At 46.6% G+C, this 23,631-nt stretch carries 23 protein-coding genes and 1 rRNA gene (1 of these 24 running past the window's edge); 6 read left to right on the forward strand and 18 right to left on the reverse strand.

Features of this window, described 5'->3' with window-relative positions; genetic code table 11:
- Positions 1–335: ribosomal RNA gene (locus SSED_RS22635) — 16S ribosomal RNA — on the reverse strand; it reaches 1,208 nt to the left of the window's first position.
- A gap of 716 nt (positions 336–1,051) precedes the next feature.
- Between SSED_RS22635 and SSED_RS22640 the strand changes: the two genes are divergently transcribed.
- Positions 1,052–1,519 carry an RNA recognition motif domain-containing protein gene (locus tag SSED_RS22640; protein WP_012144665.1) on the forward strand — a complete coding sequence of 156 codons (468 nt, stop codon included), beginning with the start codon at positions 1,052–1,054 and terminating at the stop codon, positions 1,517–1,519.
- A 28-nt stretch (positions 1,520–1,547) separates the two neighbouring features.
- Here SSED_RS22640 and murI read toward each other — a convergent pair whose 3' ends face one another.
- On the reverse strand, positions 1,548–2,372 hold the full coding sequence (gene murI, locus SSED_RS22645; protein WP_041421869.1) for a glutamate racemase: 825 nt from the start codon (positions 2,370–2,372) through the stop codon (positions 1,548–1,550).
- Between the two features lie 130 nt (positions 2,373–2,502).
- Here murI and trmA point away from each other — a divergent pair, with 130 nt between their 5' ends.
- Entirely contained in the window at positions 2,503–3,600 is a 1,098-nt protein-coding gene (trmA, locus tag SSED_RS22650) for a tRNA (uridine(54)-C5)-methyltransferase TrmA (protein ID WP_012144667.1), read from the forward strand.
- 116 nt (positions 3,601–3,716) lie between these two features.
- On the opposite strand, the gene fabR is transcribed toward trmA, so the two are convergent.
- On the reverse strand, positions 3,717–4,331 hold the full coding sequence (gene fabR / locus SSED_RS22655; RefSeq protein ID WP_041422396.1) for an HTH-type transcriptional repressor FabR: 615 nt from the start codon (positions 4,329–4,331) through the stop codon (positions 3,717–3,719).
- A 155-nt stretch (positions 4,332–4,486) separates the two neighbouring features.
- On the opposite strand from fabR, the gene SSED_RS22660 reads away from it, so the two are divergent.
- The 3 genes from SSED_RS22660 to mnmH all read left to right on the forward strand — a co-directional run bounded on the left by SSED_RS22660 (position 4,487) and on the right by mnmH (position 7,955).
- A complete protein-coding gene (locus SSED_RS22660; RefSeq protein WP_012144669.1) occupies positions 4,487–5,605 on the forward strand; it encodes a fatty acid desaturase in 1,119 nt (372 codons plus the stop codon).
- Positions 5,606–5,805: 200 nt separating this feature from the next.
- Positions 5,806–6,846: a selenide, water dikinase SelD gene (gene selD / locus SSED_RS22665; protein ID WP_012144670.1), complete on the forward strand. Its 1,041-nt coding sequence runs from the start codon at positions 5,806–5,808 to the stop codon at positions 6,844–6,846.
- Positions 6,846–7,955: a tRNA 2-selenouridine(34) synthase MnmH gene (gene mnmH / locus SSED_RS22670; RefSeq protein ID WP_012144671.1), complete on the forward strand. Its 1,110-nt coding sequence runs from the start codon at positions 6,846–6,848 to the stop codon at positions 7,953–7,955. Before selD ends, mnmH begins: the two co-directional genes overlap by 1 nt.
- Before the next feature lie 61 nt (positions 7,956–8,016).
- Here the strand turns inward: mnmH and SSED_RS22675 are convergent, their stop codons facing one another.
- From SSED_RS22675 to nudE, 4 genes are read right to left on the reverse strand one after another with little or no spacing between them, the layout of a single operon-like run.
- Complete coding sequence (locus tag SSED_RS22675) at positions 8,017–9,786, reverse strand: MFS transporter (protein WP_012144672.1); 1,770 nt, start codon at positions 9,784–9,786, stop codon at positions 8,017–8,019.
- Positions 9,787–9,817: 31 nt separating this feature from the next.
- Positions 9,818–10,264: a GNAT family N-acetyltransferase gene (locus SSED_RS22680; RefSeq protein ID WP_012144673.1), complete on the reverse strand. Its 447-nt coding sequence runs from the start codon at positions 10,262–10,264 to the stop codon at positions 9,818–9,820.
- Positions 10,257–11,069, reverse strand: coding sequence for a 3'(2'),5'-bisphosphate nucleotidase CysQ (gene cysQ / locus SSED_RS22685; protein ID WP_012144674.1), 813 nt, complete (start codon positions 11,067–11,069; stop codon positions 10,257–10,259). Before cysQ ends, SSED_RS22680 begins: the two co-directional genes overlap by 8 nt.
- 56 nt (positions 11,070–11,125) lie before the next feature.
- Entirely contained in the window at positions 11,126–11,671 is a 546-nt protein-coding gene (gene nudE / locus SSED_RS22690) for an ADP compounds hydrolase NudE (protein WP_012144675.1), read from the reverse strand.
- Positions 11,672–11,759: 88 nt separating this feature from the next.
- Between nudE and yrfG the strand changes: the two genes are divergently transcribed.
- A complete protein-coding gene (gene yrfG, locus SSED_RS22695; RefSeq protein WP_012144676.1) occupies positions 11,760–12,425 on the forward strand; it encodes a GMP/IMP nucleotidase in 666 nt (221 codons plus the stop codon).
- A gap of 270 nt (positions 12,426–12,695) precedes the next feature.
- On the opposite strand, the gene SSED_RS22700 is transcribed toward yrfG, so the two are convergent.
- The 11 genes from SSED_RS22700 to gspD all read right to left on the reverse strand — a co-directional run bounded on the left by SSED_RS22700 (position 12,696) and on the right by gspD (position 23,628).
- Positions 12,696–13,454 (reverse strand): type II secretion system protein N, encoded by a 759-nt coding sequence (locus tag SSED_RS22700; RefSeq protein ID WP_012144677.1) that lies wholly within the window; start codon positions 13,452–13,454, stop codon positions 12,696–12,698.
- Positions 13,455–13,534: 80 nt separating this feature from the next.
- Positions 13,535–14,011, reverse strand: coding sequence for a type II secretion system protein M (locus SSED_RS22705; RefSeq protein WP_012144678.1), 477 nt, complete (start codon positions 14,009–14,011; stop codon positions 13,535–13,537).
- Position 14,012: 1 nt separating this feature from the next.
- Positions 14,013–15,206: a type II secretion system protein GspL gene (gene gspL, locus SSED_RS22710; RefSeq protein WP_041421870.1), complete on the reverse strand. Its 1,194-nt coding sequence runs from the start codon at positions 15,204–15,206 to the stop codon at positions 14,013–14,015.
- Positions 15,207–15,292: 86 nt separating this feature from the next.
- Positions 15,293–16,291: a type II secretion system minor pseudopilin GspK gene (gene gspK, locus SSED_RS22715; protein WP_012144680.1), complete on the reverse strand. Its 999-nt coding sequence runs from the start codon at positions 16,289–16,291 to the stop codon at positions 15,293–15,295.
- Positions 16,291–17,043 carry a type II secretion system minor pseudopilin GspJ gene (gene gspJ, locus SSED_RS22720; protein WP_012144681.1) on the reverse strand — a complete coding sequence of 251 codons (753 nt, stop codon included), beginning with the start codon at positions 17,041–17,043 and terminating at the stop codon, positions 16,291–16,293. The genes gspK and gspJ overlap by 1 nt, the downstream gene beginning before the upstream one ends.
- A complete protein-coding gene (gspI, locus tag SSED_RS22725) occupies positions 17,024–17,395 on the reverse strand; it encodes a type II secretion system minor pseudopilin GspI (protein WP_012144682.1) in 372 nt (123 codons plus the stop codon). The genes gspJ and gspI overlap by 20 nt, the downstream gene beginning before the upstream one ends.
- A gap of 83 nt (positions 17,396–17,478) precedes the next feature.
- Positions 17,479–18,051, reverse strand: coding sequence for a type II secretion system minor pseudopilin GspH (gene gspH / locus SSED_RS22730; RefSeq protein ID WP_012144683.1), 573 nt, complete (start codon positions 18,049–18,051; stop codon positions 17,479–17,481).
- 29 nt (positions 18,052–18,080) lie between these two features.
- Positions 18,081–18,515 (reverse strand): type II secretion system major pseudopilin GspG, encoded by a 435-nt coding sequence (gspG, locus tag SSED_RS22735; protein WP_012144684.1) that lies wholly within the window; start codon positions 18,513–18,515, stop codon positions 18,081–18,083.
- A gap of 147 nt (positions 18,516–18,662) precedes the next feature.
- The gene (gene gspF / locus SSED_RS22740; RefSeq protein WP_012144685.1) at positions 18,663–19,886 is read right to left on the reverse strand and encodes a type II secretion system inner membrane protein GspF; all 1,224 of its coding nucleotides are present in this window, start codon (positions 19,884–19,886) and stop codon (positions 18,663–18,665) included.
- 3 nt (positions 19,887–19,889) lie between these two features.
- Positions 19,890–21,461: a type II secretion system ATPase GspE gene (gspE, locus tag SSED_RS22745; RefSeq protein ID WP_041421871.1), complete on the reverse strand. Its 1,572-nt coding sequence runs from the start codon at positions 21,459–21,461 to the stop codon at positions 19,890–19,892.
- Positions 21,454–23,628, reverse strand: a complete 2,175-nt coding sequence (gene gspD, locus SSED_RS22750) for a type II secretion system secretin GspD (protein WP_012144687.1) — start codon at positions 23,626–23,628, stop codon at positions 21,454–21,456. Before gspD ends, gspE begins: the two co-directional genes overlap by 8 nt.
- Positions 23,629–23,631 lie beyond the last annotated feature (3 nt).

Genomic DNA, 23,631 nt, shown 5'->3' on the forward strand with positions numbered 1-23,631 from the left:
CTGGGCCGTGTCTCAGTCCCAGTGTGGCTGATCATCCTCTCAGAACAGCTAGGGATCGTCGCCTAGGTGAGCCATTACCTCACCTACTAGCTAATCCCACCTAGACTCATCTAATCGCGAAAGGCCCGAAGGTCCCCTCCTTTCCCCCGTAGGGCGTATGCGGTATTAGCAGTCGTTTCCAACTGTTATCCCCCACGACTAGGCAGATATCTAGGCATTACTCACCCGTCCGCCGCTCGACGTCTGATAGCAAGCTATCTCCGTTTCCGCTCGACTTGCATGTGTTAGGCCTGCCGCCAGCGTTCAATCTGAGCCATGATCAAACTCTTCAATTAAAGTTTTGTTGGTTCCTAAGAACCGGCTCAATGAATTCTGATTTCGTTTAAAAGACTCGGAAGAATCTTAAAAACGTTTGTACATATTGCTATGAACACTCATCGTTACATTGAGTAAAATTTTTGACTACTTCGTGAGAAGTAGTTTCGAATAACTCAACACCTGTGAGTGTCCACACAGATTACTTGATAAATTGTTAAAGAGCGTAGCATCAATTTTTCAGATGCTGCCGTTAGACGCTAGGTCGTTGGCTTAGGGATGCGTATTCTACACTTCCCGTTGTTGGCGTCAAGCGCTAATTTTAAGAAGTTTTTCAAGTGTCTTTTTCTTATACAAGAGAATGACAAATGAAAACCTTAAAGGCTTTCTGCCTGAGTTATCTTTCGTTAAAAAGTTAACTCAACTTCAACTGCACTCTCTTACGAGATGTAGGCTGTATGCCTGCTGTGCCGTGTCAGTGGTTGCGCATTATAGGGAACTCAGAGCAGAGCACAACCCCTTTTTTTCACTTTTACGTTCATGCGTCGAAGTTTTGTGCAGACCCATTGTTTTTTGATTATTTTAACTACGTTTCGAGTGAGAATCATCCAGCAATGAATGGCGGCATTAACTATTAAGTTCATTTTTTCGGCAATGGGCTAGTGTAATGCTAAATAATTCATTACCATATACCTGCTATTAACAGTTATTTATCAATTCTTCAGAGAACATATATATGCAAAAGCCATTTCTTATCGTTTTGATTATCGCCATAGTTGGCGCATTCGCGTTCAACCAGTTCGCAGGCCTTAATGCCGCAATCGCTTTTTTCACAGGTGCTATTATTGCAAGTGTTGTATTCGCACTTCAGGGTAAATCATCTCCATCCGCTAACAATGCCGAGAGCGTTGAGCAATATACCGGCCCAACAATGACACTATACGTAGGTAACTTGCCTTATCGTGTACATGAAGGTGAAGTAAAGGAGTTGTTCGGTAAATACGGTCCGGTAAATTCTGTGCGTTTGGTTCGTGACCGCAAGACAGGCCGACGTAAAGGTTTTGGATTTATTGAAATGTCAGAGGCTGGCGCTAAGAAAGCCATGTCTAAATTAAATGAATTCGATTTCCAGGAACGTACACTAAAAGTAAGAGAAGCAAAATCTCAAGATGCAGACAAGAGCGAGAGTCAAGCTAACACTTAAGCTTAATTCTTGATGCTCACTAAACGCATTAGCCAGTTTGGACCTTTTCAATATTTGAAAACCCAATTTTGGCTAATGTGTTTTTAAGCCCATCGCTTATCTCCTCAGACGTATACAGCGCTATCATCTCCTTTGACTCCGAACCACTCACTTCATCCTTAGAATTATTTCGATTACGGTTCTTTTCGTCCAATTGTAAACATAGGCTTATTACCCTTGCCGCCACCGCCTTGGCAGAATCCAGTAATAATACATTTTCACCCAGATAGTCTTGTATCTCGACTTTGAGCATAGGGAAGTGAGTGCAGCCTAAAACAAGTGTGTCGAGTCCACTGCATTTAATAGGGTTTAATATTTTAGCGATATCCGCTTGTATGATGTCGATGCCGGCAGCTTTTCTCTCCGACAATATAACCAGTTCAGAAGAACCATATAGTTCAACCTTACAATCACCACCAAACTGTTCTATCAATTCGTGAGTATAGGGTCGTCTTATCGTTCCCGGAGTTGCCAGTACACCAATATGCTTATTTCGTGATAATGCTGCAGCGGGTTTTATTGCGGGCACCACTCCGACAACCGGAATGTTCAGCACTTCTCTCAGTGCTGGTAAAACTAAGGTGCTCGCCGTATTACAGGCAATCACAATTAAGGACGCATCGATCATTTTAACAATAGAAGTGATAAGAGCCTTGCAGCCACTTATCAATACCTGCTCGTCCAACTCGCCGTATGGCAGGCGGGCATTATCGAAAAGGTAGCAATATTGTTTATCAGGTAGTACTTGCCTAATCTCGTCGAAAATAGATAAGCCACCTATTCCTGAATCAAAAACAAGTATTGGTCCTGACAAATCTCTTCTCCACTTAGTATGCATACATGAATTTTCACACAACAGCCCTAAAATCGGAAGCCAGAAACTGGACATCCTTGCAATCTAGTATAATAATTCCGCCCCAAATCAAACCAAGGGTGATCAATAAATGAATTTAGCAGCAATGGATCCTAATACCTATGATGCGCAACTCGAAGAAAAACGTATCAAGCTGGAACAGATATTCACTGATTTTGATACGCCAAAGCTAGAAGTTTTTAGTTCCGAACCGGCTCATTATCGTATGCGTGCCGAATTCCGCATATGGCATGACGGTGAGGACATGTACTACTACATGTTTGATAAAGCACTCGACAGCAAAGTCCGTTGCGATCAATTTCTCCCTGCTAGTGAATTGATCAATAAGGTGATGCCAGCCCTTATGGAAGAGTTAAGGCCCAATCCAACTCTGAGACATAGGTTATTCCAGATAGATTTCTTATCAACGCTTAGTGGCGAAATCTTAGTGTCTTTGTTGTATCACAAGCAACTTGATGCACAGTGGGAGATTGAAGCTAAAGCCTTAAAAGAGAAGTTAGCAGCCACTTTCAACATCAATATTATTGGTCGAGCTCGTAAACAGAAACTGATCATAGACAAAGACTTTGTCATCGAGTCATTAACTGTCAATAACGAACAGCTTCAATATCATCAGATTGAAAATAGCTTTACCCAACCTAATGGTAAAGTCTCGGTGAAGATGTTGGAGTGGGCTATTGATGTCACTAAAAATAGCCAAGGCGATCTACTGGAGCTTTATTGTGGTAATGGTAATTTTTCAATTGCCCTGGCACAAAATTTCGATCGCGTATTAGCCACCGAACTCGCAAAACCTTCGGTTGAGTCCGCACAATACAATATCAAGATAAATAAGATCGACAACCTGCAGATCATCCGTATGTCGGCAGAAGATTTTACCGATGCAATGGCAAAGAAGCGTACCTTCAGACGCCTGGAGGGGATCGATTTAGATAGCTACAACTGTAATACCATCTTCGTTGACCCACCTAGAGCAGGTATGGATCCAGATACCGTTAAGCTGGTGCAAGGCTACGATCGTATCGTTTATATCTCTTGTAACCCGAATACTTTAATCGACAACTTAGCTGAGCTGAGCAAAACACATAAGATCACGCGCTTTGCTCTATTTGACCAATTCCCATATACAGATCATATGGAATCGGGAGTCTTCTTAGAGAGACGCTAATCCATTTGCAAAGGCATAAACGTTCCAGACAAAAAAAGGGCCAATGAGCCCTTTTTTTATCTCTACAATAATATCTAAATCATAGAGTAAATTTTAAAGTGTTAACGTAGAAGGTTCTACTTATTATCCATCTTTTGTTGCAACACCTCGGAACCTTTAGCCACCATACGTAGCTGTATCACCAACCGGTCTGCAAGTACCTTCCTATCTACCCGCTTCATATCTAATGCAGCAGCCCCCGCGTTAAAAACCAGTGTCACCAGAGCCTCAGCCTGAGCCCTTGCTAATTCCGGGCTTCGTTTTGCTGTCGCTTCGGTATAATGAGTCAACTCAGAGATAAAATGCTCGATTTCACGAGCCACCGCTGCACGAAATGGTGCCGACGTCCCCGAACGTTCGTGTAATAGAATCCGAAACACGTTGGGGTTTGATTCTAATACCTCCATAAAGGTTTCGACAGATATTCGGATAACACTTCCTCCAGCTTCGGCTCGCTGTCGCCCTTTACGCATCAGCTGCCTGAGAGTTAAGCCCCCCTCATCGACCATGGTAAGTCCAAGTTCATTCATATCTTTGAAATGACGATAAAACGAGGTAGGTGCAATTTTGGCTTCTCTCGCAACTTCACGCAAACTCAGACTAGAGAAACTACGCTCAGCATTTAATTGATTAAACGCCGCATCGACGAGTGCCCGACGTGTCTTCTCTTTCTGCTGTGCTCTTATACCCATCATGATGGATCCGCTATCTAAGGTGTTATCACGAGATGATACATTTTTTGATAGTAAAACGCAGCCCCTTGATCCCGCTTCTAACTTGACCTAATCAGTTTGAAAGGCTAAATTAGCGTACAGATGTACGCTCAAAGTTAAACTGGAAAATAATAATGAATACACCACCGTTAATTTGGACCAATGTGCTGCTATTTGCCATCACATTTCTTGGTGCCGCGATCTTTGTCCCTTGGTATGGGATCCTACAGGGCTATGGCTTAATTGAATGGCTAGCCTTTATTGGTTTTGCTTTTGCCAGTGGCCTATCTATTACCGCCGGATACCATAGACTCTGGTCACACAAAACGTATAAAGCCAGTTCATCTGTACGCTTTATCTTTGCCTTGGGGGGGGCATTAGCATTGCAAAATAGTGCCCTTCATTGGTCTTCCGATCATCGTGTTCACCACAAACATGTCGATAACAATGACAAAGATCCCTATTCAGCCAAAATGGGATTTTGGTATAGCCACATAGGTTGGATGTTAAGAGAGTACCAAGCACAGCGTTATCACGATTATAAAAATGTTCGTGACTTACAAAATGACAAGATTGTCATGTGGCAGCACAAATACTACTTAGCATTAGTGCTTCTGATGAATATTGCTCTGCCCGCATTTCTTGGCTGGCTCAACGGTGACATACTGGGCATGCTCCTGATGGCGGGTTTGTTAAGGCTCGTTGTCGTTCATCACTGTACATTCTTCATTAATTCACTGGCGCATGTCTGGGGAAGTCAGCCCTACACAGATAAAAATACCGCCAGAGATAACGGGATCATTGCCCTTCTCACCTATGGCGAGGGCTACCATAACTTTCATCATATCTTTGAAAATGATTATCGAAATGGCATTAAGTGGTGGCAATACGATCCAACCAAATGGCTTATCAATTTGCTTAACTGGCTGGGTTTAGCAAAAGATCTACGTGTCACACCTCAAGAGAGAGTTGAGAGCGCCATGTTACAGATGCAACTTAAGCGAACTCAGCGTCGAGTTGCAAATCTAACTAACTGCGATGAGGCGTTAGAAAAGCTTCAGGCTGAATATGAGCTGTTAAAGTCGCACCTGGCAGATTATTACAAGGCGAAGAAAGAGCTTTTGGAAGCGAAGCGCAAACAACTGGCCAGCAAGCAACTGATGTTGCAGGTTGAGGAGATGAAGCAACGTTTCCTTGCCCAGCAAAAGAACTGGCAAATGCTGACGTCGACTTACGCGCAGCCAATAAAATAGTCCATTAATAAGCGCAATACAGTCCGGCCATCGAAGGTGGTGGCCGTTTGAACGTTTAGCCTTGAGGTTTTCGCCCCCATAGAAGGCTGAGCTAAGACCGGGCGGTCACTTGTCGACTTGCAGGGCGCAGTTTATTGAAGTGATTTGGCTATAGGACTATGATGTCCGCCTAACAATCTTATCAACGGACTTTTGCGTTCATGTCAGAATCAGAAATAAAGCTTACCGAATACAGTCACGGAGCAGGATGTGGCTGTAAAATATCTCCAAAAGTCCTCAGTACCATTTTAGCCTCTCAGCTTCCTGTATTCGAAGATCCGAACATACTCGTTGGTAATCAAACCAGAGATGACGCAGCCGTTTATAAGCTCAACGATGAGACCGGAATCATAAGCACCACCGACTTCTTTATGCCGATAGTCGATGATCCTTTTACCTTTGGCCGCATCGCGGCGACCAATGCTATCAGCGATATCTACGCCATGGGCGGCACCCCAATGATGGCAATTGCTATCTTGGGCTGGCCAGTCAATAAATTATCACCCGAGGTGGCACAGCAAGTTGTTGATGGTGGACGTCAAGCCTGCGCCGATGCGGGAATCATGTTAGCGGGAGGGCACAGTATCGATTCCCCCGAGCCCATATTCGGACTCGCAGTGTCGGGGCAAATTCCCCTGTCTGAGCTAAAACAGAATAATACGGCTCAACCCGGTGACAAACTCTACATCACCAAACCACTGGGCATTGGCATATTAACGACGGCACAAAAGCAGAAGAAGATAGCCCCGGAAGATACGAATATTGCCGCCGACGCTATGTGCCAACTCAATATTTTAGGTCCTATCATAGCTAAAATATCCGGCGTAAATGCCATGACCGATGTGACAGGTTTCGGACTCGCGGGACATCTGATTGAGATGTGTCAGGGCGCTGGCTTAAACTCACAAATTCAAGTGTCTGCGCTTCCATTACTGCCTAAAGCTGAACAGTACCTTGAAATGGGATGTATCCCTGGCGGCACACATCGAAACTTCGACAGCTATAGTGAGCATCTACCAATGCTCAGTGACAAACAGAAAGCCATTATCTGCGATCCTCAAACCAGTGGTGGCTTACTGATCTCAGTCTCCGCCGAAGCCGAAAGCGAACTTGTCGAGCTACTCACTAAGCATAAAGTCCCATCCAGCTGTATCGGGAGTCTTAACAGTTTTAACCAGCTGACATTAGTGGAGCTCCTCTAATGAGCCAAAACATAGTTCCCAAGAGTGCCTACAGAGAGATAATGCTCAGTGGTCATCCTATGATGGATGTCAGAGCTCCTATAGAATTTAATAAGGGGGCGTTTCCATCGAGTACTAATTTGCCACTCATGCAAGATAGTGAGCGTCAAAAGGTGGGGACTTGTTATAAGAATAAAGGTCAGGATGCGGCAATTGCCCTCGGCCATTCACTGGTTAATGGTCAAATCAAGCAACAGAGAGTCGAGGCATGGCTTGAGTTTATTAGCCTGCATCCCAATGCCTATCTTTATTGCTTTCGCGGGGGGCTAAGATCTCAACTGACACAGCAATGGATAAAAGAGGCCGGGATAGAGATTCCCTATGTTGAGGGTGGTTATAAAGCCATGCGTCAATACCTGATCGAAGTGATAGATGAGGCGCCAAAACAGAGTCCCATCCATATTCTCAGTGGGATAACGGGTAGTGGTAAAACTGACTTTTTGCTTCAACGCTCTGAGGCTATCGATCTCGAAGGGCTGGCCCATCATCGTGGTTCAAGTTTTGGACGATATCATGAGCCACAACCAAGCCAGATTAACTTCGAGAATAACCTGGCCGTCTCACTGCTCAAACATCAAGAGAGAGCGGAGAAATGTCTGCTTGTTGAGGATGAAAGCTTCCTGATTGGACGTTCAGCAATACCAAAGCAGTTCTACTCGGGTATGCAAGCCGCCGATATGCTTGTACTTGAGGAGCCAGAGGGAGCCAGGCTAAACAGACTACTGAACGAATATGTCCATAAGATGCACTCCGGCTATGTGGAGCGCTTAGGTGAAGAAGCCGGATTCGATGCATTTGCAGAGTACCTGAGCCAAAGCATCACAGGAATTAAGAAACGACTCGGGGGTCAGCTTCATGATGAATTTCAATCCATCATAGCTAATGCACTCAATATACAACGCCAGCGTGGCGATACTCAGCCGCATATGGAGTGGATATCGCTTCTCCTCACAAAATATTACGATCCTATGTACCAATACCAGCTGGATAAGAAACAATCCAGAGTCATTTTCAAGGGCTCGCATCAAGCCATGCATGAATGGTTAGATGAGTATTCGTCAAAGGGATAATCCATACGGCTAATCCATGCTGAAAACAGAGAGCCTTTACTATTTGTTAAAGGCTCTTTCTTTAACGGTCCAAAGTAACGATAAGGCTTGTATCCCCACTTCGCCCTCTGTCCCCTGACTTCGATGCTTCTGAACTGTTAATACTGATATAGCGCTTAGGGAAGGCGGCCAATCTCGCACAAAACTCATCGGCTAAGAGTAAATAGTCTTCCTTTGAAAGATACACTAACTCGTTGTCAGACAGTGCAAATTCAATTTGATTTAGCATCTCCTCCCGGTCTTTGAAATGATGTTTACAAGTTTCATCTGCCCCCTTGTTTTTGGGTAAGGTAAATTCTACAGCCATCCCACTCCATCTCAGCAGTCCGGACCATAAGTCTTGCCTCAAAGTACCTTTCACCATAATACGAACCGTTCTTATAGACAGGTGTTGCAGCAAGAACAACTCCTTAGCCGTACAGGGAGAACCTATGAGCAAGGCCGCTTCTGTTTTAGGAATCAAGTCTCTATCTATCACAGTTACCGAATGAAAAATCCGAGAGTGCAGGTAAGCGATAAATCTTGCTCCAAGCTCGGGCTGCTTTGCATAAAGATAGAGCCCGACGGCTAAATTCGTGATAGCGAGTAACAGAAACAACTCAGCAATGCTCCAGTTCAATACCCCAAGAATAATCATTGAACTAGCAGCCGAAACCACCATAAACAGCGCATTTAAAATATTATTCGCCGCTATGGCCTGAGCACACTCCCCCTCTTTTGTTCTGGCTTGAATGAATGCGTATAGGGGGACAATGAAGACCCCTCCGCTGACTCCCACCATAAAGAGATCAAACATCAATCGATAATGCTTCGACTCATAGAGGAAGGAGAGAGCGGTATAAATCTGGTCTTGCTCCCATGAACCACCTGGAATGGCCCAATAAAGGTCGACACCGAAAAGGGCTAACCCCAGTAAGCCAAAGGGCAAGAGTCCCATTTCAACCTGTCTGAATGAGAGCCGCTCACACATAAAAGATCCAACCGCAATTCCGATAGAGAAGAGGGCTAACAACAGAGATACGACAGTAGCGCCGGAGTGCAGGTGTGTTTTGGCAAAGTTGGGAAACTGTGTCAGATAGGTCGCCCCAAGAAACCAGAACCAACTGATAGCCAGAACAGCCATCCATATAGAGGGAGTGCGTTGCACTTTTCTGATGCTATTGATAGCGCCAGAGAAAGGAGCAAAACGCAGCTTCTTAGGTTCCCGCTTTAACGGTATCGCCGGAATGAGTCGGCTAGAAAGATAGCCTGACAGGGCCAGAAAACAAACCGACAAGGCCGCGAAAAACTTAGGGTTGTCGCTTGCCACAATGAAACCTGCGGTGATCGTTCCCGTGAGAATGGAGATAAAGGTCCCCATTTCAACCCAAGCGTTGCCCGTGACCAACTCTTTATCTTTAAGCACCTGAGGCAGAAGGGAGTATTTGACCGGTCCAAAATAGGCGGATTGAACACCGGTCAAAAAGAGCAGTAACAACATCGACAGGTAGCTTTGGGTGAGTATTGCCACGGCGGCGCAAAGCATGATGATAACTTCTAACAGTTTAAGGCGCCTGATCAGCAGAGCCTTATCGATATTATCCGCAATCAATCCCGCATGGGCTGAGAACAGAAAAAACGGCAATATAAACAAACCTGCGGCTAAATTGACAAAAAGATTGACCCCTATAGGCAGGCTATCGACTTGAGAATAAGTGACGAACAGGAGTAAAACATTTTTATAGACATTGTCGTTCAGCGCGCCAAGGCACTGAGTAACAAAGTAGGGAAAAAAGCGCCTGCTCAGTACCATACTTTCCCCTCAATAGAAGCCATAGAAAAGACTACTTAACATAAGTCAGCAACAACCTGGGGGCATCATCGCCAAAATAGTCCGATTCATAACCCGTCTGAACGAAGCCCTGTTTCAGGTACAACTCCTTAGCACTATTTTCAGGTGCTACAGTCAAGTGTACATGAGTGACCGATGAGGGGAGCCTGTTCAGATATTTAGTCAAAAGCTTGCGTCCAATCCCACGCCCCCGCTGCGTTTCACTGACAGCGACAGATAAGATCCAACGAAGATGCGGCTCTGCTCCCGCAGAGGCGAGTAGATACCCCAGTGGAGTCCCATCATCGCAGGCCAACAGGAAGCCCTCGGGCCAACAATCCAATGCCTGACGAAAGAAAAAGTCCGGGTAACTGTGGCCGGGGAAACAAGCCTGTTCGAGCACATTCACACCTTGAAGGTCACTCTTATCGGCAAGGCGTATCTGTATCGCGTTACTCATTTAATAAAATTCTATCCCACGCAAGGTGAGGTGAGCCAACAACAATAAAGTTGGGGTTTTCCAGGCTTTCGCGCTCATTATAACTCAGTGGCTGAAGCTCAAGATCCATTATCTGACCGCCAGCTTCCTCGATAATAATCTGTGCAGCACCGGTATCCCACTCACCCGTAGGGCCAATACGCACATAACAATCGGCTTTACCTTCGGCAATAAGACAGCTCTTCAAGGCTGCGCCACCGAGAACAATTAATTCACAATGTTTTGGCTGATTAAAGAGTTTCAATACTGACTGAGGGTCCTGACGGCGGCTCACCGCGAGCTTCAATGGTGGTTCATTACTATCGGGAAGTTGACGACTGGTGATCCTCACTTCCGACTTATCATCTCGCTTGTAGGCACCGAGCCCGGCAATCGCGTAATAGCAAACTTCTGTCATAGGGACATAAACCACTCCCATGATGGGACGGTTATGTTCAACCAGAGCGATAATGACCGAAAAATCCCCACTCCCGGCAATAAACTCCCCGGTACCATCGAGAGGGTCGACGAGCCAATAACGGCTCCAATGCTCTCTCTGTGAGAAAGGAATTTCGGCATCCTCCTCGGACAAAACCGGAATATCTGGCGTTAATGCCTTAAGCGCCAAACTAATAATATTATGTGCTGCGATATCAGCAGAAGTGACCGGAGTATTATCCGACTTAATCTCTTTATCAAATGTGCCATTCAGATAGATATTTCGAATCTCCGAACCAGCCTTAACTGCGATATCAATAACTTGCTCTATGTAATCTTCTGGCTTCATAACCGCTCCAACAGCCCACAACAAGTAAAACTTTATTAAATTAAAATTTCAAACAATTACAGTTTTAGATATTTCTGAGCTAAAAACAAGGCGCTCACGCTTCTTGATTCAGAAAAGTCTTCCAGATCCAAAAGAGACTGCCATCTGTCGAGGGGCCAATGGATCAGCTCGATAGGCTCAGGTTCATCCCCCTCGAGTTGGCTTTCGAATAACTCCTCTGCAATAAAAATTTGCATCTTACTGGCAAAATATCCGGGAGCTAAGCTGAGTTCCATAAGATGTGTAAGCTTAGCGGCACCATACCCAATCTCCTCCTGCAACTCTCTGTTAGCCGCTTCATGCGCCTCCTCTCCGGGATCGATTAGCCCCTTAGGAAAACCGAGTTCATAGGAGTGAGTTCCGGCGGCGTACTCTCTGCCAAGAAGCAGAGTCTCACTGTTGAGCACAGGGACCACCATGACAGCACCACGGTTATTACCCTTCATCCTTTCATATTGACGCTCGACCTGATTCGAAAACTTCAGGTGTACCTGCTCGATTTTAAACAGGCGGCTTTGGGCAACGATCTCAGCGCCTAAAATTTCCGGTTTCTTGTCCTTCATGAAAGTTCCTGAATAAAATGGGTATTGGCTTAACCATACAATCTTACTATTATGTTTTTAATCTACAACCAGAATTTGAACAGATCATATGTTTCCATGGAATAAGATAGATACAGTATTACTCGATATGGACGGCACACTGCTGGACCTTCATTTCGATAATCACTTTTGGTTAAGTCTGGTCCCTAAAGAGCTAAGCCGCCAGAAAGGGCTCGATAGCCAAGCCGCTCAGCACCTGGTTGAAACCGCATACCAGAAAGTATTCGGTACTTTAGATTGGTATTGTCTGGACTATTGGCAACGGGAGTTACAGATAGACATCAAGGAGTTACATAAAACCTTGGTCAATAGGATCCAGCTCAGACAAGACAGCATGCCTTTCTTAACGGCCTTAGGTGTACAAGGTAAGTCACGCATTTTGGTGACCAATGCTCACCCACACAGCCTTTCACTAAAGCTGGAACATACCGATCTGAGCAAGGGCTTAGATAAGATGATATCAAGCCATGAGACAGGTTACCCCAAGGAGCACCCAAAGTTTTGGCTGCATCTGTTTCAACAGTTCAACTTAGACCCAAGCCGCTGCCTGTTTGTGGATGACAGCGAAGCCATTCTAAAAGCAGCGAAAGAGGCCGGGGTGGGATATCAGCTTGGCATCACCAACCCTGATAGCCAAAAACCAGATAAAGTTTTTAGCGATTTCCCATCGATTGGGGATTATCACCTGCTATTGGATGACCTTTTAGCCGATTGAAAGACAATTCCCAGACACAACGAAGGTTTTATACCATGACCGACAGGGTCTAAAGCGCTCCATTCGCTTCAAAGACATTTCCCATATCCCTATGGGTCAGATGTAGGAAATGCCATATTGATGCAGGGAGCATCCTTAACCTACATAAGTGTTCTGACTGCCAGGGATGGTGGGAATGCCAATAAATGTAGGGAACATTTATTGGCCAGACACAAAAAAGGCACTGTTTAGTGCCTTTTTGAAACTGCCAATAAAGAGAAAGTCCTCAGTCTACAAAGGGATTCGTCCTTGATAACTAATCGGATAATACCCTTGGCTATCTTTCTTACCTAAGAAGCTAAGTGCTTTCTTCAGATCTTCAGGTTGAGATGGTGTCTCTTTGATCTTAGCCGAAACCTTTACCATCTTCTCTCCCTTCACTAACACGGTGCCGCTTAAGCCGAGCTGGTTCATCGTTTCATCGGAGTTCACATTAACATTACCATCGACACAGCTTAAGCCCAGTTCGATATCACCCAAGGGATAATCACCGAACTGATTTTTCACCTTGGCACTGTTAAGGAAGACTTTACCGGTTAACTGCTCACACCAAGGCTGACCTTGAGCTAGCTCCTCGATGAACAGGCTGATATCACCACCAATTTTAGTGCGAAACGGTAACCTGGTATTGCCGATCAGGAAACTTCCCGGGGCTTCAAATCGTAATCCTTGCGCCTTGATGCCGCTCATAGAAAGTGTCACCTGACCTTTGCCGTTAACCGCGCTAGCACGGTTACCAATCACAAGATCTAACTTAGCTTTGCCGAGAAACAGAGCCCAGGGACTCAGCTCCCACTGCACCTGCTCCAGCTGTCTCTTTTGAATCGTAACCGTCTCAACACTTCCCGACCATATCGAACCGGAAACTCCACTCAAACTTATCGTATTAGGTAATGGTGCTAGCCTGACGACGACACTTGCCGGTAATAATGCGATCAAAAAAACCAAATAGATCAACACACCAATAATAACTTTCTTTGCTAAATTCACTACATTACCTTTATAAAAACAGTCACTTTCTATGCCAAACCCTAAGCCATATGGTTAATCAAAACAGTTTACGCCTGGCATCATTGTGATAGCTGAATACGACGAACACGGACTAATCCAGGCACATCCGATTCAGCAAGATCTATGCTATCTAACGATAACCCTTTCTCCTGAACCAATTCATTCAAATATCCAAGCAACGCATCGAACGGGACATCGTCCATCCATAGCTGGATCTTGTTACCCTGAGGCTGCATACGCGTTATCTCTAATCCAAAGGCTCCCGCACTCAGGTTAACGGCGGCACTTAAACTACCGTTAAACTTTGATTGAGTACCGCTTTGCTTCAAACCCGCGATTTTATTTGCGGTTTGCTTAACAAAATTCAATGTGCTCTCTTGTGCCTGCAATCGACGCTCGGCATCAATTTCTGCATTCGATATCGGAGTCCAGATCCCCCAATAAAATATGCCGATAACCAGCACGACAGCACAAGTTCCGACCAGTTGCTGCTCTCGCAAGATTAGGCCGTTCCACCACGCTTTAAGGTTCTCCATCTTACTTACTCCTCAGCGTTAGCGTACTGGTTACGGCGTCTTCGCCACTGTTCATAGCCCCCGAATCGAGCTGATAGGAGCGCGACACAATCGTCTTAAACTGTTCAATCTGTGCATAACTCTTAGCAGTAACCTGCATTCTGAGCTCGTTACGTGCGCTATCGAAGCGTAAGGTTGTCGGCTTCAAATCTGCAACCTGGGTAAAGGCCTCTTCTAATCCTTCAAGCATAGAGAAAAATTCACTCCCGCCGCCCTGGCCTTGCATGCTGCGTAGCTCTCTATCCATCTGAGACCTCAGGTTTACGATGCGTGAGCTTCCCGGAACCACTCGCTTATAAATAGCCTCACTTTCAGCCTGCAAACGAGCCTGCTCAGCATCGAGTTGATAGATGTTGAGCCCTTTATTGACTAAAGCCAACAGGAGAGCAGCCACGGCGACGATCGCGACATTACGCCATAACATGAGATTTTTACCATAGTCTCGCTTAGGCGTATAAGCACCGGATAACAGATTCAGAGGTGCGGTTAAGACTCCCTTAGCTAGCACTAACATAGGTAACTCAAGCGCCTGTTCCTGTATATCTGCGCCAGTCATTGATAACTCACTATAGGCAGCAACCGTCACAGGCGTTTCAGACTCAACCGGCAGTAGTTTAGGTAGCACACTGTTCATCCACTCTTCACTCAGGCTGACACCCGCACCTTCACCGGTTCTCAACAGATACTCACGGTTGAATTTCATTGCTGCCCACTGACACTGCTCCAGCGGTAGAGCTAAGCAGTCGGGAACGATGCGTTTGGCCTTTAAACCTGCTTCACTGAGCCAATTAAGCCAGTTTTGCATCTGTTCATGGGCAACCACGGCGACACTCAAAGACTCGCCACTGCGTGGACCCGGCACAAAATGAAGTTGTTCAACATTCTCTGCCAAGCTCTCTTCGAGCATAAAGGGGAGAGCCTGTATTGCCTGGCGTTGTCCTTTTTCCGGGAGATCGACCTTAGTCAGGGTGATCGAAGAGGAGGGAACTAATACATCCACAGGGCGATTACCGGCGCGCTCAGTCAGACTCGACAGAGCAGCTGCATCCTTTACCTCACCAGAGGCGATGATCTCTTGTTCCTGCTCAGACCAAACCAGCCAAGAGCAGGGCTGCTCTGAGGTTGTTCCTAAGCGGATAAATAGTCTCTCACTCACATTCACTCTCCACAAACCTCATCAAATCACCCGATGAGGTTATCTCATTTTATTCTTTTACCACCCGACGTCGGGTAATATTAATTTTATTTCTGACCGCCATACTGTCGTGTCAGAATATCCATCTTATTGTCACTGCCTCGTTTCAGCACACTATCCAAGCGAAACGTAGCGTTATCGACCTTGGCCCCAGCCTCTAATAGGAAGTAGTTACTGTCGACGACAAATGTTGTTTTCAAGTCAGCTTCCGATTGCAGGCTGGCCAAAGATGAGTTTGACCAAAAGTCCTCTATCTTCTCGAAACCATCGCCGGGTCGTTGATTGATGATACTCTCGGCCTCGCCTACGGAAATTTTATTATCAAACATGCCGGCCATTAAGGCAGCCTGCTCGACCTTCAAGGTATTCACATTGAGCAGCTGGCGGTCATCACCGGGGATGACACAAATATAGGGCAACAATTTAAGATAGATATCTTGCGTATACCCCATGACAGCTCTTAACTCACTACGGTGACTCATCAGAGTGTTCGCCGCCCTATAGGGCACATTCCTCGATTCATAATCCGCATCTTCGGCACCAAATGGACTCGCCGTGCTGTCTTCATCGATATAATCTTTCAGGGTGTGAGTCAGCCGCTCCGCCGAAAACTCATCCATACCCAGTGCAACCAACAGCCCTTTATACTGCACCGCAGGCAGGGGAAGTTTAGGCTGCCCATTCTCAACCTCTTTACTCTCGATAGACAAGGCATTGAGGTTAAAACAGGAACGCATATCACTGATCGTTCCACCAATCTCACCGTGCTCGGCGGGAAAAACCACATCGGCCTGTGCCCAATACTGCTGCAGGTGAACCGTACCATCGGCATCATCGAGATCTTGCTTCAATACTTTCTTGGTTAACTCTTCGGCCGAAATCGCGTACCAAAATGCCTGGTCGTATTGAGTTAAATTCAATGTCCGCCGGACCGAAAGCTGATTACGACTATTAATATTGGTCGCGATTATCGCCACCATAGCCACAATCAATAGTACAACGATGAGTGCAACACCTCGCTGCTTACCGGGAAGCTTCTTAACCACTAGCCTTCATCCCTGTCATCACCGCTGCCATTTCCGGAGTTGTTGCCGTTATTATTACCAGAGTTGTTGCCATTATTATTGCCGGAGTTATTACCACCGTTATTGTTGCCACCATTGTTATTACTTCCCGAGCCGACGGGAGCACCTGTTGACAGCAAAAATTTACGCTGGATTTTACCATAACCTTCTAATTCGATTTCCATCGCAATCGCCTTCGGCAGCTTAGTCGCATCGACTTTTCTCTCCCACTTATCTTCCATAAAGAAGGAGTATTCCACCGAGATCACATCTTTAATGACGATTGTTTTGATCGGCTCACTGCCGAACTCTGGCTCTGGATAGGGATAATACCAGCGCTCAAGGTTGTTATCCTGCACCACATAGGCCACAGATTGAATGCTGCCTCTTGGCAATAAGCCATCGGGGTTTAGCCAGCCCAGACGAAAGAAAACCAGCGCCTCAGATTCTGAATCCAGAATATCTTCACCGGTTTGAAATACGGTTGTGCCGCGACCCCCCTCGAGCAGGCGAGGCGTGCGTGCCACCATCTGCCCTAAATCACGCTCGAGCGCCCCGAAGCCCTGTTGCATCGACTTCAGCTTGCCGGAAAACTCTTTTGTCGCGGCATCATTTTGAATCACCGTGTGCAGGACAGAGTTAGCCGCGAGCCCCAACATGGCAAAAATAGCGATGGCGACTAACATCTCAAGCAAGGTAAAACCTGCGATAACTCTAGTCTTGATTGAGTACATAACTACTTACCTGGGCAAGAATACGTTGATATCGCTCATCATCACTGACGCTGATGCGGATCATTCTGAATTTATCATCCGTGGTTTTTACCACCTCTTTACGCCAATACCAATCTCGACCAGCCAGTTCAGTTTCCCCCTCTTTCTTACCGATATCAGGAAACTTCGGCTCCAGTCTCGCCTCGACCATCTCATTGTCGGCGACCCATTGCGCATAGGTCCGCTCCTCTAAGATTGGCATGTTGGCAATTTGATCTCCCAGGCTCTTAGTGATCGACACCGCAGCAATGGCAAATACGGCTAAAGCAACGATAACTTCGAGTAAGGTCATGCCCTTAACGCTATGATTCACAAACAGCTCCAACCTTTGTTATCAGAACCTTAATGCTAAAATAGGATACCGCCTCAGAAAAATAGGGCTTTTTAACGAATATGTTAGTCATCGAATCCATCGTCTCTCCCCAAAGTTAATCGACCAAGGGAATCGCCCACAACCAGGGCCTCGATCTCTCTGCCGGATTCATCTTTGCTCGAGAAAATAAGCTCGAAGGTACTCATCTCTCCGCTGGGGAAAAGCAACACCTGAGGCTCAGGAAACTTCTTCATATCCTCTTCAGACTTTTCAATCAGCGGCTCCTCGAACCAGGTGTCTTTCTCTTCATCGTCTTGAACCAAAGGTAAGCCATCCAGAATAAGGTCCAGCTTAACGCCATACTCCATCTGCCTTTCGGATAAGATTCTATCTTGAGCCAGGGGCTTCCATTTACCTTCGTCGTAAAAGACATATTTATAGCTTTCATCATCAATCACTATGCCGATGAAATGCCCACTGAGTACGGTCTCATCGAGCACCATCTCAGTCGCAGCCATAAACTGCAAAGCCGATCTCTCCAACTCTCTTTGCTTATCGGCACCACTCATACTCATAGTCACAGCAGAAGCGGCCAGCCCCATCAAGAGGACGACCAGCAAAACTTCCATTAAGGTAAAACCTTTTTGCGACTTCATCAGTTTTCTTTAATCAACGAATATTAAGTTTACTGGTAATCTTGCAGGTTCCAGTTACCGATATCATCTTCGGTACCTGGCTGACCATCGGGGCCGGCGCTGAACACATCTAGCTTGCCATTCTCACCCGGGCTAAGTAGCAGGTAATTATTTCTCCATGGATCCTGTGGTAAACGCTTCACATAACCATCGGCACGGTAATTACGTGGCTCCGGAGAGATAGTAGGCTTCTGAACTAATGCTTCTAACCCCTGCTCTGTCGTTGGGTAGATGCTGTTATCCAGCTTATACATATCCAAAGAATTTTCTAACGCAACGATATCCGAAACGGCTTTCTGCAGATCGGCCTTATCTTTATTACCCATCAAGTTAGGCACAACCATAGAGGCTAAGATACCTAAGATCACGATAACAACCATCACTTCGAGTAAGGTAAAACCTTTCTGTTTGTTTCTTGCTTGCATTAACAACGTCCTCTTATTGAAACCGCTCCACATCACAATCGCTCGACGCAGAGAAATAGGTAAAACAGTTATTTACTTACTGCTATTCTGCCTTAAAGTCAGGTTCACAGTTCAATTCATTTAACGACATTTTTTGATGACCGGTATTTAGCCACTGATCATATTATTCAGCTCTAAGATCGGTTGCAGAATAGCCAACACGATAAACAGCACCACAGCAGCCATACTCACCACGAGCAGAGGTTCAAATACACCCAGCGCAATATTCACATTGGACTCGAACTCTCGGTCTTGGTTATCGGCGGCTCGCTCCAGCATCTGCTCAAGTTGACCACTCTTTTCACCCGATGTGATCATATAGAGCATCATAGGAGGGAAAAGTTTCGTATTAGTCAGTGCTGCACCTAAACTGGTACCTTCCCGAACTCTGGCGGTAGCATCTTCAACCGCAGCTCGTACTCTTACATTAATAAGCACTTCGCTGGCAATACGCATTGCATCCAGCAGTGGCACCGCACTGGCGGTCAGAATACTTAAGGTTCGTGCAAATCTGGCAGTATTAAGCCCTTTGCTGACACGGCCTATGACCGGAAACACGAGTAGTAAGCTGTCATACTTCATTCGATATTCGGCTTTCGTTAAGAGCCGCTTCAACAGCACAAAGCCTATGACAATGACACCTAAAACCAGCAAGCCGTAATCTCTGACAAAATCAGATGAAGCGATCAACAGCAAGGTTGTCCAGGGCAACTCCTGTCCCATATGCTCAAACTGACCCACCACCTCAGGTACAACAGCGGCTAGCAATATCGCGATAACACTGATTGCCACGACAGTAAGCACCACAGGGTAGATCATCGCCTGCGTCATCTTACTCTTCAACTGATGTCTTCTCTCGGTGTAATCGGCAAGACGGTTAAGCACGACTTCGAGGTGACCGGATTTTTCACCCGATGCCACCATGGCGCGATAGAGATCATCGAAAATATGGGGAAACTCTGCCATGGAATCTGCCAGGCTATAACCTTCGACGACACGGGATCTGACCGCCATAATCATGCTGGCTAAACGATCTTTCTCGCACTGCTGTCCTACCGCCTTCAATGCCTCTTCGACGGGTAAACCCGCCGCAACCAAGGTTGCCACCTGACGGGTGATTAACGCGAGTTCCGCAACTGAGATCCCTCGTTGAAAGAGACTCTTACCGGTCGATTTCGCTTTGGATTCTTTTTCAACAACCGGGGTGATCTCGAGCGGCATCAAACGTTGTTCGCGAAGCTGACCTCGAGCATGACGCGCCGTATCGGCTTCCATCACACCTTTTTGTTGCTTACCTTTTGAATCTAACGCCTTGTATTCAAATGCTGGCATCGATTATTCCTCGCGGGTTACACGCAACACTTCTTCCAGGGTTGTGATCCCAGCAAGTACCTTACTCATACCATCATGACGAATACTCGGCGTCGATTGTCGAATATGTTTCTCAATCGCCAATTCTCCGCGACCGGTATGAATGAGTTCACGAACATCGTCATCGACCACGAGTAACTCATGAATACCTGTACGTCCACGATAGCCATTATGGCCACATGCCTTGCATCCCTGAGCGCGATAGATCACTCGTGTATCATCGTCTTTCATGCCCAGTAACGCACGTTCACTCAGAGCCGGTGCGTGTTCAGACTTACACTCGGAGCACAGGGTTCGGATCAATCGTTGAGCCAACACGCCCAATAAACTCGATGAGACGAGGAAAGGTTCGACACCCATATCCTGTAATCGGGTAATCGAACCTGAGGCTGTGTTGGTATGCAAGGTCGACAGTACCATATGGCCCGTCAATGAAGCCTGAACCGCAATTTGAGCCGTCTCTAAATCACGGATCTCACCAATCATCACGACATCGGGATCTTGTCGCAGAATCGCACGCAGACCTCTGGCAAAAGTCATATCGACCTTAGTGTTCACCTGAGTCTGACCGATCCCTTCAAGCTCATACTCGATGGGGTCTTCGACGGTAAGAATATTGGTATCTTTGGTGTTGAGTTCGGTTAATCCGGCATAGAGGGTCGTACTCTTACCCGAACCCGTAGGTCCGGTGACCAGGATAATACCGTGAGGTTTACGGATCAGTTCATCGAACTGAATGCGTACCGCTTCGGTCATGCCCAGTTGGATAAGATCTAAGTTACCCGCATTTTTATCGAGCAGACGCAAAACCACACGCTCGCCATGACTCGACGGCATCGTCGATACACGAACATCGACCGCACGACCGGCAATACGTAGCGAGATGCGGCCATCTTGAGGCACACGTTTCTCGGCGATATCCAGACGTGCCATCACCTTGATACGTGAAACCAAGAGTGACGAGAGTTTACGGTTCGGCTTGAGCACCTCTTTGAGTACACCATCGACCCGGAAACGCACAACAAGCTGTTTCTCGTAGGTCTCGATATGAATATCGGACGCCTCTTCCTTAATCGCTTCCGATAACAGGGCGTTGATCAATTTAATGATCGGCGCATCGTCATCGCCTTCAAGCAGATCTTCGGTCTGCGGCAACTCCTCGGCCAGGGTAAACAGATCCATCTCATTGCCGATATCTTCCATCAGCTGCTGAGCCTCTGAAGAGTTCGCCTGATAAGCCTGTGTTAGCCTTGCCTCGAACTCGTCCGGCGCAAGCTGAACCAGAGGCAGCTCCTTACCTGTATAGCGGCGAGCCTCGAGTAAAGCTTCGACTGGCGTGGAAGCGGTATGAAACAGGGTAAGACCCGGCTCATTTACACTATCCAGTACCACTTCGAAGCGATGTGCAAAGGCAAAAGGTAAACGCTCCTTACTCGTGGAGTGAAACACCTCATCGGTTTCACTTTCGACTGCCAGCCCAAGCTCATCGGTCACTTGCGCCAGCTCATCATTGTGAGAGGCTTGAGTCTCACTCATCATCTTTATCTTCGGTGGTGGCTGAAGTGTTATTTTCGCTTGAGCTTTCTTCGCTCTCTTGTTGATCTTTTTCTTTACTCTCAGATATCGTCTTCAAGGCCGGATCCGTTTCACGCATCTTAGTAGCTAGACCTTTGCCCTCTTTATAACGCTCAAGGATCTCGTTAACTTCGGGTGGAAGGTAATCGGATTGGTTCCACTCTTCGAGTATAGGCACTTCGCTGTCTGGCATTAAGTTAATACCGCGATCCTGCTGCTCAAGCTGCAGAGCTCGGAAGTAGTTGTACTTACGCCCTGCGATGCCTTCCATGGTAATGCCGTCACGAATAATGGTTGGCTTGATAAACACCATCAAATTAGTTTTTCTCGTACCGCTTGATGAAGACTTGAACAGATGACCGATAATAGGAAGATCGCCGAGGAAGGGGACTTTCTGTACACTCTCCTGCACCTCTTCTTTGATCAAGCCCCCCAAGACCACAATCTGACCCGAATCGGCCATTACAGTGGTTGTCAGACGACGGGTCGCGAAGGTTACATCGACACCGGTTTTACCGTTAATGCCAGAGACTTCCTGCTCGATGGTTAACTTAACCGAGGTACCTTCGTTGATCTGAGGCACAACTTTAAGCTTAACCCCGACCTCTTTACGTTCCACCGTTTGGAATGGGTTGGTATTACTCGAACTCGAAGTCGAGCCGGTCAAAATTGGTACCTCATCACCGACGATAAACGACGCTTCCTGGTTATCCAGTGTGGTGATAGAGGGAGTCGCGAGCACATTCGATTTCGTATCGCTGGAAACGGCCTGAATAAGTGCCCCGAAGTCGCCCATGGCAACACCCCATGCCATACCGTTAACCTTGCCTAAGGCTTGAGCCAACAAGGTGATATCACCTTGAGTCGCGGGGTTATCGGTACAGGTCTTGTTATCACCCGATCCGGTACAGGTTTGAGAAGCCTCTTTTTCCTGAGCCTGCCAGACACCGGCGCCAATTTCACCAATTGTAGGGCCTAAATTATTAAACTGAGTACCACCGCCGGCAGCTGTGGCCCACTGTACGCCGAAGCCAACATCATCCCCTTCGCCGACCTCAACGATAATCGCCTCCACCAATACCTGAGCACGGCGAATATCGAGCTGATTGATAACACTCTCGATGGTGCGCATCTGATCCGGCTCGGCGCTGATGACCAAGGCGTTGGTGTCGGCATGGGCCATAATGTTAATTTCATTACGACGTTTACTGCCACCTTGCTGCGCGCCACCATCTTTATCATCGACCAACTTCTGGGCAAACCCGGTCAACACCTCGACCAGATCTTCCGCATTGGCATAACGCAGGTAACGAACCTTAGTGTTACCCATACTGGCTTGCTCGGCATCCAGCTTCTTAATCAGTGACACCACACGCTGACGGCTCTTCTCATCACCACTGACTAAAACAGCATTCATGCGCTCATCGGCCACCACTTTTGGTGCCTGACCCGGCAACTGAGACTTATTGGCAGTCGAGCGATAGAGGGTATCGATAATTCGAACGATTTCACCCGCCGATGCAAACTCAAGGGAGACCACCTGAACCTCTGTATCGCCCTGCTTATCGACGCGGCGAACGATCTCAACTAATTTGTTTACCACGGCTGCACGGCCGGAGATCATCAACACATTCGATGGGTCATAGTTAACGACATTACCGCCACCGGCATTGTCATTGAGTTGGCGTAGCAGTGGAGCCAACTGTTTGGCTTCTGTGTTATAGAGGGCAACAATACGTGTCACCATCTCATCGCCTAAACCGGGTCTATCATCATCGGCAACCCTGATCGATGCCGTCTTGGCATCCTTATCCTTGATCACCTTGATGATGTTGTTGTCCATCTCTACGACCGCATAGCCATAAACCTGGAGCACATTGAGGAAGAATTGATAATACTGCTCATCGTCAAGCAGGTCATAGCTTCGGACATTTATTTTGCCACGAACCGTTGGGTCTACGATGATGGTTCTATTCAGGTTTTTACCAACGATGTTGATAAACTCTTGAATATCTGTCCCTTTAAAATTTGCCGCATACTGCTCAGACCAAGCGATTTGAGGAGCTAAAAGTGAGGCCCCCATCACCATGCCGGCGATAAGCTTGTGGCGAAATTTCTTATTATTCATTTG

Source organism: Shewanella sediminis HAW-EB3, from assembly GCF_000018025.1.
Classification (GTDB): Bacteria; Pseudomonadota; Gammaproteobacteria; order Enterobacterales; family Shewanellaceae; genus Shewanella; species Shewanella sediminis.

Excerpts from the sequence above, each read along its gene's own strand:
- SSED_RS22680 (WP_012144673.1), bottom strand. The coding sequence starts at position 10,264 with ATGAGTAACGCGATACAGATACGCCTTGCCGATAAGAGTGACCTTCAA.
- gspE (WP_041421871.1), bottom strand. The coding sequence starts at position 21,461 with ATGAGTGAGACTCAAGCCTCTCACAATGATGAGCTGGCGCAAGTGACC.
- gspF (WP_012144685.1), bottom strand. The coding sequence starts at position 19,886 with ATGCCAGCATTTGAATACAAGGCGTTAGATTCAAAAGGTAAGCAACAA.
- gspJ (WP_012144681.1), bottom strand. The coding sequence starts at position 17,043 with ATGTACTCAATCAAGACTAGAGTTATCGCAGGTTTTACCTTGCTTGAG.
- selD (WP_012144670.1), top strand. The coding sequence starts at position 5,806 with ATGTCAGAATCAGAAATAAAGCTTACCGAATACAGTCACGGAGCAGGA.
- nudE (WP_012144675.1), bottom strand. The coding sequence starts at position 11,671 with ATGAAGGACAAGAAACCGGAAATTTTAGGCGCTGAGATCGTTGCCCAA.
- SSED_RS22675 (WP_012144672.1), bottom strand. The coding sequence starts at position 9,786 with ATGGTACTGAGCAGGCGCTTTTTTCCCTACTTTGTTACTCAGTGCCTT.
- SSED_RS22660 (WP_012144669.1), top strand. The coding sequence starts at position 4,487 with ATGAATACACCACCGTTAATTTGGACCAATGTGCTGCTATTTGCCATC.
- gspH (WP_012144683.1), bottom strand. The coding sequence starts at position 18,051 with ATGAAGTCGCAAAAAGGTTTTACCTTAATGGAAGTTTTGCTGGTCGTC.
- gspG (WP_012144684.1), bottom strand. The coding sequence starts at position 18,515 with ATGCAAGCAAGAAACAAACAGAAAGGTTTTACCTTACTCGAAGTGATG.
- gspD (WP_012144687.1), bottom strand. The coding sequence starts at position 23,628 with ATGAATAATAAGAAATTTCGCCACAAGCTTATCGCCGGCATGGTGATG.
- SSED_RS22640 (WP_012144665.1), top strand. The coding sequence starts at position 1,052 with ATGCAAAAGCCATTTCTTATCGTTTTGATTATCGCCATAGTTGGCGCA.
- cysQ (WP_012144674.1), bottom strand. The coding sequence starts at position 11,069 with ATGAAGCCAGAAGATTACATAGAGCAAGTTATTGATATCGCAGTTAAG.
- trmA (WP_012144667.1), top strand. The coding sequence starts at position 2,503 with ATGAATTTAGCAGCAATGGATCCTAATACCTATGATGCGCAACTCGAA.
- fabR (WP_041422396.1), bottom strand. The coding sequence starts at position 4,331 with ATGGGTATAAGAGCACAGCAGAAAGAGAAGACACGTCGGGCACTCGTC.
- SSED_RS22705 (WP_012144678.1), bottom strand. The coding sequence starts at position 14,011 with ATGGAGAACCTTAAAGCGTGGTGGAACGGCCTAATCTTGCGAGAGCAG.
- yrfG (WP_012144676.1), top strand. The coding sequence starts at position 11,760 with ATGTTTCCATGGAATAAGATAGATACAGTATTACTCGATATGGACGGC.
- mnmH (WP_012144671.1), top strand. The coding sequence starts at position 6,846 with ATGAGCCAAAACATAGTTCCCAAGAGTGCCTACAGAGAGATAATGCTC.